At 65.3% G+C, this 17972-nt stretch carries 16 protein-coding genes and 1 pseudogene; 5 read left to right on the top strand and 12 right to left on the bottom strand.

The window, feature by feature from the left end; translation table 11 throughout:
* Positions 1 to 102 precede the first annotated feature (102 nt).
* Both A9X01_RS28240 and A9X01_RS28235 read left to right on the top strand, forming a co-directional pair.
* The gene (locus A9X01_RS28240) at positions 103 to 648 is read left to right on the top strand and encodes a nuclear transport factor 2 family protein (protein ID WP_065123897.1); all 546 of its coding nucleotides are present in this window, start codon (positions 103 to 105) and stop codon (positions 646 to 648) included.
* Positions 645 to 1577, top strand: a complete 933-nt coding sequence (locus tag A9X01_RS28235) for an SMP-30/gluconolactonase/LRE family protein (RefSeq protein WP_065123896.1) — start codon at positions 645 to 647, stop codon at positions 1575 to 1577. The genes A9X01_RS28240 and A9X01_RS28235 overlap by 4 nt, the downstream gene beginning before the upstream one ends.
* Here the strand turns inward: A9X01_RS28235 and A9X01_RS28230 are convergent.
* Complete coding sequence (locus A9X01_RS28230; RefSeq protein ID WP_065123865.1) at positions 1574 to 2881, bottom strand: amidohydrolase family protein; 1308 nt, start codon at positions 2879 to 2881, stop codon at positions 1574 to 1576. The genes A9X01_RS28235 and A9X01_RS28230 overlap by 4 nt on opposite strands.
* 103 nt (positions 2882 to 2984) lie before the next feature.
* Between A9X01_RS28230 and A9X01_RS28225 the strand changes: the two genes are divergently transcribed.
* Positions 2985 to 3203 carry a hypothetical protein gene (locus A9X01_RS28225; RefSeq protein ID WP_065123864.1) on the top strand — a complete coding sequence of 73 codons (219 nt, stop codon included), beginning with the start codon at positions 2985 to 2987 and terminating at the stop codon, positions 3201 to 3203.
* A 14-nt stretch (positions 3204 to 3217) separates the two neighbouring features.
* Here the strand turns inward: A9X01_RS28225 and A9X01_RS28220 are convergent, their stop codons facing one another.
* Genes A9X01_RS28220 through A9X01_RS28195 form a run of 6 tightly spaced genes read right to left on the bottom strand, consistent with a single transcriptional unit; the run spans position 3218 to position 9561 of the window.
* Positions 3218 to 4363 (bottom strand): acyl-CoA dehydrogenase family protein, encoded by a 1146-nt coding sequence (locus tag A9X01_RS28220; protein ID WP_253849460.1) that lies wholly within the window; start codon positions 4361 to 4363, stop codon positions 3218 to 3220.
* Positions 4360 to 5409, bottom strand: a complete 1050-nt coding sequence (locus A9X01_RS28215; protein WP_065123863.1) for an acyl-CoA dehydrogenase family protein — start codon at positions 5407 to 5409, stop codon at positions 4360 to 4362. Before A9X01_RS28215 ends, A9X01_RS28220 begins: the two co-directional genes overlap by 4 nt.
* Positions 5410 to 5441: 32 nt before the next feature.
* The gene (locus A9X01_RS32000) at positions 5442 to 6635 is read right to left on the bottom strand and encodes a cytochrome P450 (RefSeq protein WP_081282676.1); all 1194 of its coding nucleotides are present in this window, start codon (positions 6633 to 6635) and stop codon (positions 5442 to 5444) included.
* A gap of 51 nt (positions 6636 to 6686) precedes the next feature.
* A complete protein-coding gene (locus A9X01_RS28205; RefSeq protein ID WP_065123862.1) occupies positions 6687 to 7133 on the bottom strand; it encodes a VOC family protein in 447 nt (148 codons plus the stop codon).
* Positions 7130 to 8341, bottom strand: coding sequence for a CoA transferase (locus A9X01_RS28200; RefSeq protein ID WP_065123893.1), 1212 nt, complete (start codon positions 8339 to 8341; stop codon positions 7130 to 7132). Before A9X01_RS28200 ends, A9X01_RS28205 begins: the two co-directional genes overlap by 4 nt.
* Complete coding sequence (locus A9X01_RS28195) at positions 8338 to 9561, bottom strand: CaiB/BaiF CoA transferase family protein (RefSeq protein WP_065123861.1); 1224 nt, start codon at positions 9559 to 9561, stop codon at positions 8338 to 8340. The genes A9X01_RS28200 and A9X01_RS28195 overlap by 4 nt, the downstream gene beginning before the upstream one ends.
* Before the next feature lie 191 nt (positions 9562 to 9752).
* Between A9X01_RS28195 and A9X01_RS28190 the strand changes: the two genes are divergently transcribed.
* Both A9X01_RS28190 and A9X01_RS28185 read left to right on the top strand, forming a co-directional pair.
* Entirely contained in the window at positions 9753 to 10958 is a 1206-nt protein-coding gene (locus tag A9X01_RS28190) for a cytochrome P450 (RefSeq protein WP_065123860.1), read from the top strand.
* A gap of 10 nt (positions 10959 to 10968) precedes the next feature.
* A pseudogene (locus tag A9X01_RS28185) lies at positions 10969 to 12188 on the top strand (CaiB/BaiF CoA transferase family protein).
* 6 nt (positions 12189 to 12194) lie between these two features.
* Here the strand turns inward: A9X01_RS28185 and A9X01_RS28180 are convergent.
* Genes A9X01_RS28180 through A9X01_RS28160 form a run of 5 tightly spaced genes read right to left on the bottom strand, consistent with a single transcriptional unit; the run spans position 12195 to position 17879 of the window.
* Positions 12195 to 13313, bottom strand: coding sequence for a thiolase family protein (locus A9X01_RS28180; RefSeq protein WP_065123859.1), 1119 nt, complete (start codon positions 13311 to 13313; stop codon positions 12195 to 12197).
* Positions 13310 to 13552, bottom strand: a complete 243-nt coding sequence (locus A9X01_RS28175; RefSeq protein WP_065123858.1) for a hypothetical protein — start codon at positions 13550 to 13552, stop codon at positions 13310 to 13312. The genes A9X01_RS28180 and A9X01_RS28175 overlap by 4 nt, the downstream gene beginning before the upstream one ends.
* Complete coding sequence (locus tag A9X01_RS28170) at positions 13542 to 15620, bottom strand: CoA transferase (protein WP_253849456.1); 2079 nt, start codon at positions 15618 to 15620, stop codon at positions 13542 to 13544. Before A9X01_RS28170 ends, A9X01_RS28175 begins: the two co-directional genes overlap by 11 nt.
* Complete coding sequence (locus A9X01_RS28165) at positions 15617 to 16681, bottom strand: acyl-CoA dehydrogenase family protein (RefSeq protein ID WP_253849454.1); 1065 nt, start codon at positions 16679 to 16681, stop codon at positions 15617 to 15619. The genes A9X01_RS28170 and A9X01_RS28165 overlap by 4 nt, the downstream gene beginning before the upstream one ends.
* 4 nt (positions 16682 to 16685) lie before the next feature.
* A complete protein-coding gene (locus A9X01_RS28160) occupies positions 16686 to 17879 on the bottom strand; it encodes an acyl-CoA dehydrogenase family protein (RefSeq protein WP_065123856.1) in 1194 nt (397 codons plus the stop codon).
* Positions 17880 to 17972 lie beyond the last annotated feature (93 nt).

Genomic DNA, 17972 nt, shown 5'->3' with positions numbered 1-17972 from the left:
CCCTCCTCGCGGTTGACGCACTCGCGTAACCAGATTAACAGTATTACACGAGTTGTACTGTTGTAGAGGCGTGGTATGTACCCGACGGAAGGTCGAGCCGTGATGGAGTCGGATGTAGCAGCTCAGCAGGCCGCCGTCCGCAATATGCTGGCGCGGGACGAGATCCGGGACCTGCCCTACCGCTACGCGGCCGCTGTCGAGGCACGGGATCCGGATGCCATGGCTGACCTGTACGTTCCGCACGCACGTTTCGGCCGCTACGGCAGTGGCCGCGAGGGCGTGCAGCGGCTGATGTCGGAAAGCATGGATTCCGGCGTGTTCGCGGTGCTCCTGGTGGCCAATCATCTGATCGAGTTCGACGACGAATCCAACGCCCGCGGTCAGGTGTGGGCCCAGTGCTTCGCGCAGACTCATGGCGACGGATTCGTCGAGCAAGTCATCAAATACGAAGACCGCTACCAGCTGAACCAGGGACGGTGGCGCTTCCTGCATCGACGTCACCGACTGCACTATGGAATCGCCCGGGCCGAGTCGCCGATGACTCAACAGGCAGCTGAGTGGCCGCTCCGCCAGGTCGGGGTCGGCGATTTGCCACTGACTGACCCGGCGTTTGCGACTTGGTGGCGCGGCAGGCAGGCGCTCGGGTGACTGCGACCCGCGTCCTCGCCGACGGTCTGGCCTTTCCCGAAGGTCCGGTCGTCTTGGACGATGGTTCAGTTCTCGTTTCTGAGATGGCGGCCGGCCGAATCACCCGGGTTTGCGCCGGCGGATACACCGAACCCTTCGCCCTGACCGGTGGCGGCCCCAACGGGTTGGGCCGGCTACCCGACGGCCGCTTGGTGGTGTGTCAGAATGGCGGCTCGCGGTTCGGCCTCGGAGCGTGGCCGTACGAATTCGACGGAAGCGTAGAGGTTTTCCGACCTGTCGGCCCCCCCGAGCATCCGGCGAGACCGAGTCTGCAGATCGTCGCACAGGACGGGACCGTCACCGAGCTGACCACCACTTTCCGCACCCGATCGGGCGGCGACCGTCCCCTGGTGCGGCCCAGTGATCTCTGTGTCGACACCCACGGCGGTTTTTACGTAACAGACGGCGGAACCACCCGGGGTCGCGAACGCATCATGACCGGACTCTTGTACGGCACTCCTGATGGCGACTTACGCGAAATCGTCTACCCGTTGGAGATGCCCAACGGAATTGCACTCTCGCCCGACGGCACAAGACTGTATCTGGCCGAGACACGGACGCGCCGGGTGTGGGAGTTCGAACTCAGCGGGCCGGGTCAGGTACGCCGGGCACGCGGCCTGGCCACGGTACCCAGTGGCGGCGCGCTCAATATTGGTGGCGCGGACGGGGTTTCAACCGATCCCGAAGGCCGGGTGTTGGTCGCCACGCTCGGTACCGGCGGAGTGACCATTTTCTCTCCGGACGGGGAACTGATCGGAGCCATCCCCGCCGAGGACCCGATGACGACCAACGTGACGGTGAGCGCCGACGGGCTCACTCTCTACCTGACCCTGGCTTCGACCGGACGACTGGTTGCCGTAGACGACTGGCGCAACGCCGCGGGTATTTAGCTCGGCTTCGCGACTTTCTGCGCCTTCTGCTCCTCGAGCTTGTTCAGGAAGGTGTCCAAGCCGATCCCACCGTGGCCTGCCATGACCTCGTCGTAGTCATACTCAGGCGGCTGTCCGTTGTTCGGCCGCCACCCAGAGTCCGCGGTGCACGACTTGAAGCCCTCCTCCGGGAAGGCGTACCAGCGCCGCGTGTTGAGTTCGACGATCTTGGCCGCCTCCTCGTCGGGCACGTCTGCCAGCATTTCTTCGGCACGCGCCCGGCTCTTAGGCCAGAAGGAGTCCGAATGCGGGTAGTCACATTCCCAGGTGATGTTGTCGATGCCGATGGCGTGGCGCATCGCCATCCCCACCTCGTCCTCGATAAAGCATCCGGAGATGTTGCGCCGGAACAATTCTGACGGCGCGACGGTGGGATGGATGTTCTGGTAGTACTTGTGCTTGCGCCATACGTAGTCGGCACGCTCCACCAGGTAGGGCATCCAGCCGACGCCCCCCTCCGAGAACGCCACCTTGAGGTTCGGGTGCTTGTGGAACACGGGCGAGAAGATGAGCTCGGTGGCGGCTGCCATCGAGGTGGTGCCCATCAGGGTGATCATCACCGCGAACGGTGCCTCCGGCGCGGTCTGCGGCGGGAAGCCGCCGCTGCCGAAGTGCATCACCGCAGTCAAGTTCGTTTCTTCCAACGCCGACCACACCGGCTCCCAGTAGGCGGTGTGGTAACTGGGTAGTTTCAGATTGGTCGGGTTGTCCGGCAAGCCGACTGCGCGGGCACCCTTGGCCGCCACCCGCTCGATCTCCGCAACGATCAGCGCCGGATCCCACAACGGCGTAATCGCCATCGGGATGAATCGAGCCGGGTCGGTGGCGCACCACTCGTCAAGCGAGAAGTCATTCCATGCCTGGACTCCCAGCAACGCAAGCTCTTTGTCCTCTCCTTCGAGGAAGACTGTTCCGCAGAAGCGCGGGAAGGACGGGAAACACAACATGGCGTGTACACCGTCGATGTCCATGTCGGCAAGCCGGGCTTTGGGGTCATAGCAACCAGGGATCATGTCCGCGTAGCGGATCGGGTCCACCCCGAACTCCTCGGGAGACTTACCCGCCACCGCGTTGAGTCCGATGTTGGGGTAGGGACGGCCCTCGTAAACCCACTGTTGCATCGGTGGCGCTCCGTCGCGGGGGAAATCCACGATGCGGGGCCCATTTTCGAGGTATTTCTTGGGCAGACGATCAATCCAGACGTGTGGTGGCTCGATAAGGTGATCGTCTACGGACAGGAGCTTCATCGATGGCTGCAGGGGCATAGCCGGTCCTCAACTCTCACGCGCCTGGGTGCGGTACTGTACAAATAAACATCTAATGATCTATTGACTATAGTAACTGACGTCACGGCCGAGGAGTGGACCGATGGATCCCCGTGAGCGAATTCCGCACGACGACTGGGCCGATCAGGACCTACTCACCAAAAGCGAAGCCGCCGAACGGCTCAGTGCCGAAGTCGCCGAAGTCAGTGCCGCCCTGGCGGGGCCCGACGGCCCGGTCGGCGCACACCGGGACCTGATGGAGCGCCGACTCAACGGGCTCCGCGAGGCCATCAGGCACTTGACTGAAGGCGCGCCGGATTGACCCGATCGAGCTTCCTAGCCGCGGGGCAACCTCAGCACCCGTTGCGCGACGATATTGCGTTGGATCTGCGCCGTTCCGCCGTAGATGCCGGCGGCTCGCGACCACACGTAGATGTCCCACTCCAGCCCTTCACTGAGCAGGGGCTCGCTGCCGCGCAGATCCATCATGGCATGGCCGCAAATCTGGTCAGCCCGGGCCATCAGCAGCTTGTCGACGGATCCCTCGGGTCCCGGGAGCTTGCCGCGCTGCCGCTCAGACAGCGACCGCTGCACTTTGACTTGCAGGGCACGCAATTCGACGTACGCCTGACCCAGCCGCGCCCGCGCTGTCGGTGAGTCTTGCAGCCTGCCGGTGCGGACGTCGTTCTCCAGCTGGCGAAGTTGGGTGGCGAGTCGGCTGATCCAGTTGATGTCGCTGGGCCCGCGCTCGTAGGCGAGCAGCTGGTTGGCGATGGACCACCCCTGCCCGCGGTCGCCAAGCAAGTTGCTCTCGGGCACGTCCACATCATCGAAGGCGATCTCGGTGAACTCACGGTTGCGCGCAGCGTTGACAATCGGTCGCACCTGGATTCCCGGTGTCGACATCGGCACCAGCAGCACCGAGATCCCGGCATGCTTGGCCGCGTCGGTTTCGGTGCGACACAGCAGGAAACACCAGTCGGCAACCGCGCCGAAACTGGTCCAGATCTTGCGCCCGTTGATGCGAAACATCCGCCCGGCACCGGTGTCGACCCGCTCGGCTCGCGTCTTGAGCGCAGCGAGGTCCGATCCGGCCTCAGGTTCGGAGAACCCCTGACACCAGCGCACCTGCCCGGAGAGCAAGCCGGGCAGCAATTCATCGCGCTGCTCATTGGTGCCGAACAGTCGCAATGCGTTGCTGAGGTGGCCAACCCCTTCGATCGGTGGCGCACCGGCGCGACCGAGTTCGTCGTTGAGGATGGCCTCATAGATCGGGTCCTTGCCGTGCCCGCCGCATTCAACGGGAAATGACAGGCCGATGTAGCCGGCTTCATACAGCTTCCGGTGCCAGGCGTTCTGCGCGTCCGCGCGCGCCGCCGGATCCTCGGGAATGACCGCTTCCGCCGCATGGCGGCTGAGCCAGCGGCGCAACTCGGCGCGGAACTGCGCCTCAGGCTCGCTGTCGTCGAAATCCACCGTCACGCCAACTTCTGGTCTGCCAGCCGCATGGCCGCTATGGCCTCGTAGTGGACAGCTTCGTCGCCGAACAGCCGTCGATCAACCAACATTCTGCGGAGTCGCAGATGTGAGACATGCTCCCAGGTGATCGCCATGCCGCCGAACACTTGCACACTCGTTTCGACGACTTCGCGCCCGGCTTCCGACGCGTACGCCTTCGCCGTCATCGCCGCCAATTTCGCCTCGTGGACGGGCAGGTGGTCAATCGCCCAGGCCGCGTGCCATAGGCAACTGCGGGCACCCTCTACCCGAACCAAAGCATCCGCCAGCAGGTGCTGAATGGCTTGGAAAGTGCCTATTTTCACCGAGAATTGCGTCCGCTCACCCGCGTAGCGCACCGCGTCATCGAGCGCGCCCTGCATCACCCCGAGTAGATCGGCGGCAACTGCGGTCATGGCCAGCGACTCGACCCGTTGCCATCGCAGGTCATCGATCGGCTCTCCAACGATCGCCGCGGTGCTGGCGAAATCTGTTGACAGCCGACGAAATTGACGGGTCAGATCGAGCGCCGCACAGTCGCCGTCAATGCCGCCGACCGGGCCGGAAATCAATCTGCGTTGCCCGTCAGAACACGTCACCGCCAGCGCGTGTGTGGCGCCCGCCGCGTCGAACGCCACGCCCGGCTCGTTGGCCGAGGCGAATCCGTTCAGGCTGGCGCTCAATACCGGCGCCACCCGGAAGCTGCCGTCGGCCAATCGCTCGAGGTCTTCGACGCAACCCGCGGCCTGTAGCAGTTCGGCGGCCAACACCGCTTGACCCACGATGGGAACCGCGCTGAGCCCTCGTCCCAATTGTTCGATAACAAGGGCTGTCTCGACGCCGCTGGCGTCCAGGCCGCACAGTTGGGGCGAACGCAGCGCCGGGACACCGAGCTCCACCAGCTGCTGCCATTGCCTGTCCAGGGCCGCATCGCTGGGAATACCTTCGGGGCCGTTGACCGCCACACTGTCGCCCAGTCGGGCGGCGGTGTCTTGCAACAACTTCTGCTCTTCACTCAAGGCGATGTCCATGACCCCGCCCTACGTCGGCTTCAGCCCGTGCGTCAACGCAGCGTCATCTCCACACTCGTGTAGCCACGCACGGTGGCGGTCAGCACCCGTTCGCACGCACCGATCGTATAGTTCGGGAATTTCCTGGCGATGTAATCAAAGACCAGCTGCGCCTCGCGCCGAGCCAGCCACTGCCCCAGGCAGATATGGATCCCCCAGCCGAAATACACATCGGTGCCGCGAGGCCGTCCGATGATGAACCGATCCGGATCCGCGTAACGGCGCTCGTCCCGATTGGCACTGCCCAGCAGCAGCAACACCCAGTCACCGGTGTTCATGGTGAAGCCGTGACGTTCGATGGGCCGGGTCAACGTGCGAGCTACCCAGTGACTCGGCGTGTCGTATCGCAACGCCTCGTTGACGGCGACCGGTATTACGCTGCGGTCGTTGACTATTCGCAGCCACTGGTCCCGATGTTCGGCCAGCGCGACCAATCCATTGGAGATGAGCTTCTGGGTGGTCTCCGATCCCGCGGCCGACAACAGGTTGCAGAACATCAACACCTCGTGCGGGGTCAGGCACCGCTCACCACCGACTTCGGGATCGTCGAAGCTGGCTTGCAACACAACACTGATCAGGTCCTCACCCGGGTCGGTGCGGCGGCGCTCGATCAGACCGCCGATGTACTGACTGATCATGCGGTTGGCTTCGATTGCCTTGGCCGGCATCGACACCGCACCTTCCTCGCGGGTGAGGAAGGCTTCCCACCAAACGCGCAGCTGCTCGCGGTCGGCGTGCGGCACTCCGAGCAGGTCACCGATCACATCAGTCGGCACCGAGAACGCGAAAGCCTCCATCGCGTCCACCGTCGTCCCGGCCCGTAGCCGGTCCAGGTGCGTATCCACCACGGCCCGCAGCGCCGAATCCATCGCCGCCACTGCCCGCGGTGTGAAAAATCCCTTCAGCACGCCGCGAATTCGGTCATGGCGCGGCGGATCCATCGATATCACCGAGTACTTGCGCCCGTCGTTGTCCGGATTCTCCGGCGCCGGGCCCAGCTTGGAGGAAAACGTTTCCCAGTCCCGCAGGGCCGGCGCCACATCGTCGAATCTCGACAACACCCACCAGCGGTCCTGCGGGTCGCGATACACCGGCGCTTCGTCCCGCAGGCGGCGGTAAACGGGGTATGGGTCGTCGAAGACCGCCTTGGAGAAGGGCGAATACATCAGCTCGGTGGTGGCTGCCACGTCCGGATTCTAACACCGGACTAAACACATGTACGTTCAGTGCCTATCTGACTACCGTTCGGGCGCGCGTTCGATCAGTTCCAGCCAATTGCCGTCGGGATCGGTGACCATCAGCCCGCGGTTGCCGCCGCCGAACCTCACCGTGCGCTCGGGCCATACCCGCCCGCCCGACCGCTCAAGCCGGCTGACCAATTCGCCGGCATCGTCGACCCGAAACGACAGATGCGTGAACCCCAGTGCGTTCATCTGCCGCGGCCGGCCGTCTCCGGTTACCCCCGGCGACGGATAACTGAGCAGTTCCAGCCGGAACCCGTCGCGCTGCAGGTAGACCAGGTCGAGAACCAGATCGGGCACGCCGAGCAATTGCGCCGTTTCGACCCCGTCGATGTGCATTCGGCCGACTTCTGCGAATCCCAAGCCACCACAATAAAATTCAACGGACCGTGCCAAATCGCTGACGCACAGTCCGACGTGAGTGAGACGGTGGCCGCCGGTCATTCGTCGAGTAGACCGTTGTGCTCACCGAGTAGCGGCGGACGGCGCGGACTTGCGGTGGCGCCGGCGCCGAACAGATATGGCGTGCCGGGATAGGTGAACGTCTCAGCACATTCCGGGTGGTACACCGGGACTTTGAAGCCACGCGCGGCGACATGTTCATCCTCGAACGCCTCGTTCGGAGCCAGCACCGCGCCGGCCGGGAAGCCACGGCGCTGGCTCTGCAGGAAATATTGCTTGGCAGGCAAGCGAGAGGCGATCAATGTGAAGGCCGCACGGGCCGCGGTCAGGATCGCTGTGGTTTCGTCGTCAGCGCCGATCAGGGCGATATCTACCGGATCGGCGCGCGCAGCAGCCATTTCCAGGAACACCGATTCGGGTAGCGCATCACGCAATCCGAGATCATCGAGCCAGCTCAGCAACTCCGCGTATTCGCGTGGCTTGCGGGGCAGCACGCCGGTGGTGGCGTAGGAGCCATCTGCGCACCGCACCTGAGTCTTCTGACTGGGGGTGAAATAGGCGTGCCGGCTGGTCTGGCGAACGCAGGTCTCATTGTTTACCAGCCAGTGGTAGGTGGTCTGTTCTGAGCTGACATTGCAGGCCGCATTGACGTTGACGTCCACAAGCTGGCCCTGGCCAGTCTGGTCCCGGTGAGCGAGCGCCACCAGCGCCCCGATGGCACAGTACAGGCCGGCGATGTTCACCGACTGCTCCCCCGCGCCCCGGATGGGCGGTAGCGAGTGATCGTCGTATCCACAATTCCAGACCGGCCCGGCACCGGCCAGCATGGTGAGATCGGTGACGGGATGATCTCTGCGACTGCTGTTGAGACCGAATGGGCTGACAGCCAACCAGATCAGAGACGGCTGCTCCGCGGCGACATCGCGATAAGACAGCTCCCCTTCCGCTACGAAACCGGCACCCGAGATCACGATGTCGGCGCCTGCGATCAGGTGCCGCACCGCAGCCACCCCTACCGCGGCCTCGAAATCGATTGCCACCGAGCGTTTCCCGACGTTGCCGCTCCACCAGCGCAGGCTGGTATCGGGACCGGGATCGTCGTGAGCGAACGGTGGTCGCTGCCGATGCGGTGATCCACTGGGCGGCTCCACCACCACGACGTCAGCACCGAGTTCGGCGAGTAGCCTGCCGCCCACGGCGGTGAATTGGTCGCTGATCTCGACTATGCGGAGTCCGGCTAGCGCGTTCAGATCACACCCTGCCTCGTCAGTTCGTCCAGCTCCATATCGCTGCGCCCGAGCAGTCCACCGAGCACGTCGCGGTTGTGTTCGCCCAAGCATGGTGCGGCCCGGTCGATGGTCCATGGTGTCGCCGACATATGCAGCGGGATGCCCTCGACGCGGACCGTGCCGATCTCGGGGTGCGCGACCGTCGGGAAAAGACCCCACTCGGCAAGATCAGGATCCTCATCAATGCGTTCGCGGGGCGACTTCACAACGCTGGCCGGGACGCCGGCGGCGGCGAGTTCGCTTGCCAAAGGGACCGCTTCGCGCCTGCGGGTGCAGGAACCGACGAGTTCGTCGAGGTCGTCCGCGGCGCGCAGCCGTTGCTCGAGGACCGCGAACCGATCGGCGGTCAGCTCGGGTTCATCCAACACCTTGGACAGCAGCGCAACCTCCCGGTCATCGCGACAGGCGATGGCAATCCACCTGTCCTCACCGGCGCACGGGTAAATGCCGTGGGGAGCCATCTCGCCGAAGTCGGCTCGATTGCCGTGCGGCCGTCCGGGCCGCTGGTTGACGGTCCAGTCGAGCACCTCGGTGGGCAACATGGCGATGCCGGCCAGGACCGTCGCCAGGTCGATGTGCTGCCCCTGCCCGGTGCGCTCCCGCTGGTGCACCGCGGCCAGGATCGCGGTCGTCATGTAATACGCCGCTACATGGTCCATGTAGGAAAAGCCCCAGCCCGCCGGTTCGTAATCCGGTAGCCCTGCGGTGAAGGTCAGCCCGCTGAGGGCCTGCACGATCGGACCCCACGTCTTGAAGTCCCGGTAGGGACCCGTGTGGCCGAACCCGCAGTTGGATACGTAGATGATGTCGGGCTTGATTTGTCGCAACTGCTCGTAACCGAAGCCCATCTTGGCCATCACTCCGGCCGCAAAGTTTTCGCAGACGATGTCTGCGACCGCGACGAGTTCGCGCAGCAGCTGCCTGCCGTCCTCCGTGCGCAGGTTGATGGTGACGCCGAGTTTGCCGACGTTGTGATTGTTGAATCCGGCCCCTAGGTTCACCCCGCGGCGGTCGTCGACGAAGGGGCCCACGCCGCGCAACGCATCCCACATGCCGCGGGTGGCGGGGTCTTCGACGCGTATCACCTGCGCGCCGAACGCCGCCAGAATCTTGGTTGCACCTGCCCCGGCGAGCTGACCGCCCAGGTCGCACACCCGCAGATGGGACAGTGCACTGGACATAGTGCAACAATAAGACAAAATTTGTTCCGCTGCCAACAACGCTGCGTCGTCACCAGTGCCACGCAGTGCACCAGGCCAATGAGGTCACCTTGCAGGGCATCTGCGCCGGCGGCGCGAGTAAGGCCGGGATACCTGCTGATCAGGTGGTTGATGCTCGCAGATTAACAACAAATGTTCTACTGTTTAGCTCTATGGCGATCACCGTAACCGCCCGGTTCGACGAACCGGACTTCTATCTCGGCGACCCGAACGCCATATTCGCACACCTTCGCGACAACGACCCAGTGCACTGGTACGAGGAAGGCAAGTTCTGGGTCGTCACGAAATACGACGACATCAAGGGTATTTCGGCCCGTCCGGAGAAATTCAAGTCCGAACGCATCGGGATCATGATGGACCTGATCGCCCACCGCGAGGGGCGCGATCCGCAGGGATACCAAAGTCGCGGGATCATGTTCATGGATCCCCCCGAGCACCGCGCGCACCGTAAAGCCATCGGGGTCCGCTTCACACCGTCGGCGGTGGCCAAGATGGAGGACCGGGTCCGGCAAGTCGTCAATGACGCGCTGGACGACCTGCCGGACGGCGAATTCGACTGGATCGAACGGATCGCCGAGCCGATTCCCGTTTACGTATTCGCCTATCTGCTCGGCGTCCCCGAAGCGGACTGGTCCAAAGTCGCGGGCTGGGCTACCACGATCGCCAACGTGGGCAGCGGATTGGCCACCGACGAAGACATGGCACTGATCTTCGACCAGATCGGCCCGTATCTGCTCGCCCTGGTCGCCGAACGCAAAGACCGGCCCCGCGACGATCTGCTCACCATGCTCTCCACTGTCCGGATCAACGGTGAACCGTTCAACGATGCGCAGGTGATGATCTACGCGCTCACCCTGCTGGCCGCGGGCAGCGAAACTACGCAGAGCCTGATCGCCGGCATCGCGGACTGCCTTGACTCGTATCCCGACCAGGCCGACCGGCTCTTCGCCGATCCGAACCTGGCCGGCAATACCGTAGAAGAAGTGCTGCGGCACTGGACACCTGTGATGAGCATGGCGCGCCAAGCTGCCCACGACGTCCAGCTCCGCGGAGTCACCGTCAGCGAGGGCGACGGGGTACTGCTCGCGTACGCGTCGGCCAACCGCGATCAGGACCACTGGGGACCCACCGCTGACGAGTTCGACATCAGCCGCGAGGACGCGGCCGGCCACCTCGGATTCGGTGTGGGCGAACACTTCTGCATGGGCGCGGCACTGGCCAGGCGAGAAGCCCGTCTGCTGTTGGAAGAAATAGTGCGACGCGCCAGGGGGATTCGGGTCACCGGTGCGCGGGCGCCACGGCCTTCAGCACTGGTGCACACCCATGACCGACTGCCGGTCACGCTGGAATACCGCTGAGGATAAGTCCATGAGCGGACCCATGTCGGGCGTGCGGGTACTGGAGGTCGCGCAATGGACGTTCGTCCCGGCCGCGGGCGCGGTACTGGCAGACTGGGGCGCGGACGTGGTGAAGATTGAGCATCCACACACTGGTGATTCCCAGCGCGGCCTGCGTCAATTGGGCAACATCGCGATCCGCGGCGGGCCCAATCCGGTGATGGAGCACGCGAACCGCGGCAAAAGATCGATCGCGCTTGATATTTCGTTACCCGACGGCCACGAGACGCTGATGGACATCGCCCGGACCAGCGACGTGTTCCTCACCAACTTCTTGCCGGACGCCCGCAAGAAACTCAAGATCGACGTCGATGACGTCCGTTCGGTGAACCCGAACATCGTCTACGCCCGTGGCAGCGCGTACGGTCCACTCGGCGCGGACAGCGGCAAGGGCGGCTACGACATGACGGGGTTCTGGAGCCGCGCCGCCGGCGCCGCCAGCACCACTCCCTCTGACATGAATGGCGTTGTGGCACAACCAGGTCCCGCATACGGGGATTCGATCGGCGGGCTGGCGATCGCCGGCGGCATCGCGGCCGCGCTGTTCGAGCGCAATCGGACGGGACAGGCACGCACGGTGGATATCTCGCTGCTCGGCGTGGGCGTATGGGCGATGGGAGTGGCGGTCAATGCCGCGCTGGTCAGCGGGCAGCCGTGGGTCGCCAATCCATCCGGCGCCAATGTGGCACCCCACAACCCGCTCACCGGTTTTTATCGCACCAGCGACAACCGGTTCCTGGGGCTGTCGATGCTACAGGCCTTCCGCTACTTCGCCGACTTCTGCTCGCGGATCGGAATCCCCCACCTGGCTGCCGATGACCGGTTCACCAGTCACGAGTCCCTCGCTGAGAACGCCGGCGCGGCCGCGACGCGCTGCGCCAGGTGATCGCGTCGAAACCGCTGGACCACTGGTGCGGAGTGCTCGCCGACTTCGACGGTCAATGGGCCCCGGTGCTCAACACCGCCGAGGTGGCAAACGACCCCCAGGTGCGGGCCAATGGCGGGATTGTGCCGGTGGTACAGGACGGCGAACCCTACGAGTTGGTGGCCAGCCCGGTGCTTTTCGACGAAACCCCGCTGAGTCTCGCTCCGGCACCGGAATTCGCCGCACATACCGAAACGCTGCTGTTGGAGCTTGGGTGCGACTGGGACCGGATCACCGCCCTCAAAGAAAGCGGCGCGATCGGCTGAGCGGGTTCAGCGCCCCAGTACGGCGACGACGCATGACCCGCCTCCGCCCATGGCCTGCGCCAGTCCCACTCGTGGGTCAGCGACCTGGCGCGAATCCGCCTCTCCTCGAAGTTGACTCACCACTTCAGCCACCTGAGCCAGTCCGGTTGCACCGAAGGCGTGCCCCCGCGCCAAACAGCCGCCGTCGGTGTTCGTCGGTAACCGTCCACTCGTCCCCAGCGCGCCGGATGTTGCCAACTCCGCCGCCTCCTTGACGTCCGCCAGCCCCAGTGCGATCAATGCCGTGATCTCCTCACTGGCACACATATCGTGCAGCGAGACGATCCCGATGTCGGTCGGAAGCGTCTGCGCCGCTTGGAAAGCCCGCTGGGCGGTCATCGAGATCTGGGACGGCGGCCCCACGCATGGACCCATCACCGGCCAGCCCGAATCCTGCGGCCAACTGGTCTGCTCGATGGAGTTGACCGGCACGGGCCGCGACCGGGGATCGGCAGTGACCACGATCGCGGCCGCACCGTCCACGGATGCATGGCACATCATCTTGGTGAGAGGCTCGGCGACCATCCTGGCCGCCAGTACCTGCTCGACAGTCACCTCTTCGTCGTTGCGCCGGGCCGCGAGTGGATTCAGCCGCGCCTGGTTGTAAGCCTTCGCCGCGACCGCGGCGATGGCTCCCGGTTCGCTGTTGGATTCGTAGAGCCAGCGGTTGGCTTCGATCGCGTAGTGCACCTGAGGCGGAAATCTGTCCCAGAAGCTGACGGGTGCGGGGACCACTCCGCCCGGCTCTAGGGTGGTGGTCTTTTCGTAACCGACCGCCAGCGCGGTATGACAGCGCCCGGAGGCTACCGCCCATACGGCATGACGCAGGGCGACCATGCCACCCGCTGACGCGCTTTCGATGGCGGTGACGGGAATCCCCGTGCGCCCCAGTCGATGCGCCACCCGCAGCGCCGTCTGCGGCGGCGCCATCGACGATGATGCGAAGACCTCACCGACCGCGTCATAGTCCAGGCCGGCATCGTCGAGCGCTTGCTGTGCGGCAGCTACACCCAACTCGGCGAGCGCGGTGTCGCCATGTCTGCCGAAAGGCGTGACCCCGGTTCCCGCGACCCAGACCCCGGTCATGCCGGATCCGCTTCGAAGAGATCCACTTCCGTTTCTCCGAAAATCTCCCGACGTAACCGGCCAAGGGTTCCCGGCTCCGGCCGTGGTCCGGAAACCAGGACTTGCAACCGCCCGTCGGGCGTATCCACCCAGGCGACGCTGTAGCCGTCGGGTCCATAACCGGGGATCGGCGACTTCGCGGGCACGAAGGTCGCCGCCCACACCGTCGCTGATGAATCCGCGCGCGAGTCAACGGGCACTGATTATCCTTTCCTGGGATTCATTGGCACTGCCCAACGCCGGCGGAGGTGCAAGCGGCACGGGTCCGTCTCCGACGAACCGCCACGGCAACCCCACCAGACGAGCGGTTCCGATCTCGGGATCGGGGTGGGTGACTTCGGGGAAGAATCCGCGCACCACCAAATGCGGGTCGTTGATCAGGTCCTCGGCGCGTTGCACTGTTGCCGCCCGCACGCCCAGCGCATTCAACCTCTGGGCGGCTTCGTCAGCCGGCGCGCCTTCAACCAATTGCCGCGGCTTGTCTTCTGGTAGCACGCCGGGCTCGAATTCGACTGCAACCCAACGTCCGTCAGTTGCGCGATAGACATCGCGTCGCACCGCGCCGTCGGTCACCACCTCTTCGCTGACGGAGGCCGCGGTGACGTATTCGGCCACGGTCGCCGCCACGACTTCTGCCATGGACAGGTCGATCACCGCGCCGGTGTCACGCGCGGGTCCGAGCGCCCAGGCGGCGACGACCACGGCCGCAACCACCGATGACAGCGGATCGGCGATGACGGTGCTGAGCCGGGCGGGCGCACCGGTGCCGTCGACGGTCAGCCCGGCCAAGCCTCCGTAGGACTGAACGTTGTTGGCGTACACCCGGTATCCGGCCAACGGGCCGGTCGAGCCGAAGCCGGAGACCCGAACCGCGAGCCGCCCGGATGCGGCGACCGCCTGCGGGTCCACGCCCAGCCGGGCCAGCCGGGACGCGCCCACATTTTCGAGAACGACGTCGCAATCGGCCAGAGCACCGGCCACATCCTGAGCTGCCCGGGCAGGCTCGATCAGCAGGCTGGCCTTCGAGTGATTGGCCACCGCAAAGTAAGCGCCACGCTCCACACCGGGCTTTCCCGAAGCGAAGGGACCGGTCCGCCGGTAGATGTCCAACCGATCGGGGTCTTCCAGCCGAACCACCCGAGCGCCCATAGCACCGAGCAATGCCCCGATGATGGGACCCGCCAGCACATGGGTGAGCTCTGCGATCCGCAGGTCGCTGAGCCGACCCGTCCGGTGCAGGGAGGCTTTGCCGCCCGGATGCAGCAGCCAAGGCGGGCCAAGGACAGAGACGTCCACGCTGTCGAGTTGCGCGGCCGAAACGGCGCCGCGAAATACGAATTGCGGTGAGCGCAGGATCTCCTCGGCCGTGTTGACCGGGGTCGAGGGGACTCCGTTGGACTGCAGTAGCGCTGCACAGCCCGCCTTGTCCCGGCCGGCGGCCCAGTCGGCAACGTGCCGGTTGATCACGTTCGCATGCTCGATGCGCGCGGCTCGCTCCTCCAGGCCGGTCGCCCACTCCGGGTTGTCCAGCGCAGCCACCAGTCCTCGCCACTGATGGTTTTCTACGGCGGTGATGCGGACCAATCCGTCGCGGCACCCAAACAGCCCCGAGGGCGCGAGATAACGACCGCTCCCCGCCCGGCCGGGACATGCGTACAGCAGGTGAGCGCACTCGGGTAGCAGAGCCGTGGATACCACCGCCTCTTGCACCGAAACATCGACGTAAACAGCGTGGTTCACACTGCGGCGATGATCCAGGCCATGCAGTGCCGCCAGGGCCGCCACCGCGCCCGCCGCCTTCAGCGCGACATATCCCGGCGCGGGCACCGGTGCGCCGTCCGAACCTTCGATGGTGGATAGGAGCCCGCCGGCGGCTTGCGCGACGAGTTCGCCACCGGGTTCGGCGGCCCGGGGGCCGTCCAAACCGAATGGGCTGACGATGACGACCACGGCGTTCTGCACTCGCGGCGGAGCGACGGCGGCGTCGTGATCCACGATCATGATGTCGTGCTGATCGACGGACGCGACAGGGCTCTCGACCGAGACGACGCGCTTGTCCTTGTTCAGCGTCATATCAACGGCGGCAATCGAACCCGACGCGGCATTGATCCTCGGTCCGTGTCGCAACGGCGACGTGCCACCGGTTGCCTTGGTGACCTGGGCCCCCAGGTTCGCCAGCAGTGCCGCAGCTGCCGATCCTGCGATTCCGTCACCGAGTTGTAGCACCCGGATCCCGGAAAGGAAGCCCATCGGCTCGTTACTAGTCACCCGATCCGGCTCCCGCCCTGCGGATTCCGCGCACTGAGCCAATCGGCAACGACCTTGCGGTGTTGCGTACGCGATCCCAACGCCGCAGCGGCACAGGCCGCGCGGCGCAGGTGGACATGCGCGTGATGTTCCCACGTATAGGCGATGCCGCCGAACACCTGCATGGCCCCCTCGGGCACCGAGCGCAATGCGTCCACGGCCCAGAAGGCGGCGAGGGCGGTCAGCGCCGTCGCTTCGGTGCTGTCCTGGCCGACCGCGTCGGCGGCGCGGTTCACCAGTGCCCGTCCAACCTCGATCGCGCAACGCTGGTCGACGAGCCGGTGTTTGATGGCCTGAAATGTGCCGATCGGGCGCCCGAAGGCGACCCGCAGCTTGGCATAGGCCGTCGCGGCCTCGTTAGCCGCCGAGGCGATACCGACCAACTCCGCGACCTGAGCGACCTGCGCCCGCAGCACCGCGCGATGGTGGCGGCGGGCAGCGTGCTCGCCGCGCTCGAGAACGCTGATGGCGCTGTCTACCAGCTCAATTCGTGCCGCAGGATTGTGGTCTAGCGGGGTCACCGCGGTGCGGTGTACTCCGGGTCCCGTCGGGTCGACGATCCCGAGCACGGTCTCCTTGCCGCTTCCGGCACAGACCAGTAGGCGCGTCGCCGCCGCACCGTATGCCACTACCGGCCACACCCCCGAAATCCCATTGGGCCCCAGCTCGGCGCGTTCCGGCAACAGCAGGCTGACTCCAACGGCACACCGGTCGGCACACCATCCGGCGGCTGCAGCCACCGCCAGCGGAATGGGCGCGGCGGCGGCGCCAGCCGCCTCGGCCAGCACGCACAGCTCACGTAAGGTGCCAGCTCCCCCGCCCGAGGCACTGCTGACCAAAACGTCGGGCCAGCCGAGCTCGGTGACGCTTTCCCAGAGTTGCCGGGCGAACGCCGGTTCGGGACTATCCAGCAGGGTCCTGGTTCGCTCCACTGACCAGGTTCCCTGCAAGATTTCGTCGACCGACTTGCGCAGTTGCGTCAATTCGGTTGCCAGGTCGGCGATCTCATCCAATGAGGTCATCGAGTCAGGGGTCACGCGGCAGTCCCAGCAACTTTTCGGCGATGACATTGCGCTGAATCTCTGAGGTCCCGGCGCCGAAGGTGGCAGCCCGCATCAGCAGATAACTCTGTGCCACATTGCCGTTTTTGGCCGCGCCGGGCGAGCCGCGCTCCAACGTTCCGGCCGCTCCGGCCAACTCGAGCCCGAAGCCGGCCATCTCCTGGTCCACCTCAGAGGTGAGCAATTTCGCCACCGATGCCTCCGGACCAGGGCTGACCCCCCGGACACCGGCGGCGGTGGCTTGGGCGGCGATTTGCCGCAGCGCCTCGACTCGTGCGGCAAACCCGACGATCCGGTCGGCGGTGAAGTTGTCGTTCAGCCCGTTGTCGGACAACGCGTTCGATGCACCCGCCATCTTCACCAGGATCCCCAGGCGGCGTTCGATGCGGTCAGTTCGACTCTGCCCGACCCGCTCATAGCCCAGGGTGGACTTGGCCACCTTCCAGCCGTCGTGCAACGGCCCGAGCACATTGCCGAGCGGTACCCGCACCCCATCGAAGAACACTTCGTTGAACTCGGCGGCACCGGTGATTTGGCGGATCGGGCGCACCTCGATACCCGGCGCGTCCAGGGGCACCAGGATGTAGCTGATTCCGGCATGTTTGTCGGCGGTGGGATCAGTACGCGCCAGGATGTAGATCCAGTCCGCGTACTGCGCCTTGGAGGTCCAGATCTTCTGTCCGGTGATCACCAATTCGTCGCCGTCACGTTCGGCCCGGGTCTTCAACGCGGCCAGATCACTGCCCGCCTCTGGTTCGCTGAATCCCTGGCACCAAACCTGTTCTCCAGAAAGGATTGCGGGCAGATAGCGATCGCGCTGCTCGTCGGTGCCCCACTGGATGATCGTGGGGCCCAACTGGTTGATGGCGCTTCGGTTGATCGGTTCCGGCGCATGAGCGGCGGACATCTCGGCACTGAACACCAACTGCTGCACCGGGGTCGCCGCGCGACCGCCGTAGCGCACCGGCCAGGAGATGGCGGCCAAGCCTGCGTCGTGAAGTCGACGCTGCCAGAGCCGCATTCGGTTCAGCCGGTCCGCCTCATCGCGCCCCGGGCCGCGGACGTCTGGCGTCAACGCGGTCGCCAGAAAGGCGCGAATCTCGTCACGAAAGCTACGATCCGCATCGCCGAGGACGACGCTGCAGTCCAACTCCGTCACGCCCCGCCCTGCAGTATCGCGGCCATCCGCACCTTCATTTCCCCGTAGGTGATCGCAGTGGCGCCGGCTTTCGGAGCGCGCCCGGCGTCGACC

It is taken from the genome of Mycobacterium asiaticum (assembly GCF_001668675.1).
In the GTDB taxonomy this organism is placed as follows: Bacteria; Actinomycetota; Actinomycetes; order Mycobacteriales; family Mycobacteriaceae; genus Mycobacterium; species Mycobacterium asiaticum_D.
The sequence above is the reverse complement of the archived record's forward strand: the minus strand, read 5'-3'. Positions and strand labels throughout refer to the sequence as shown.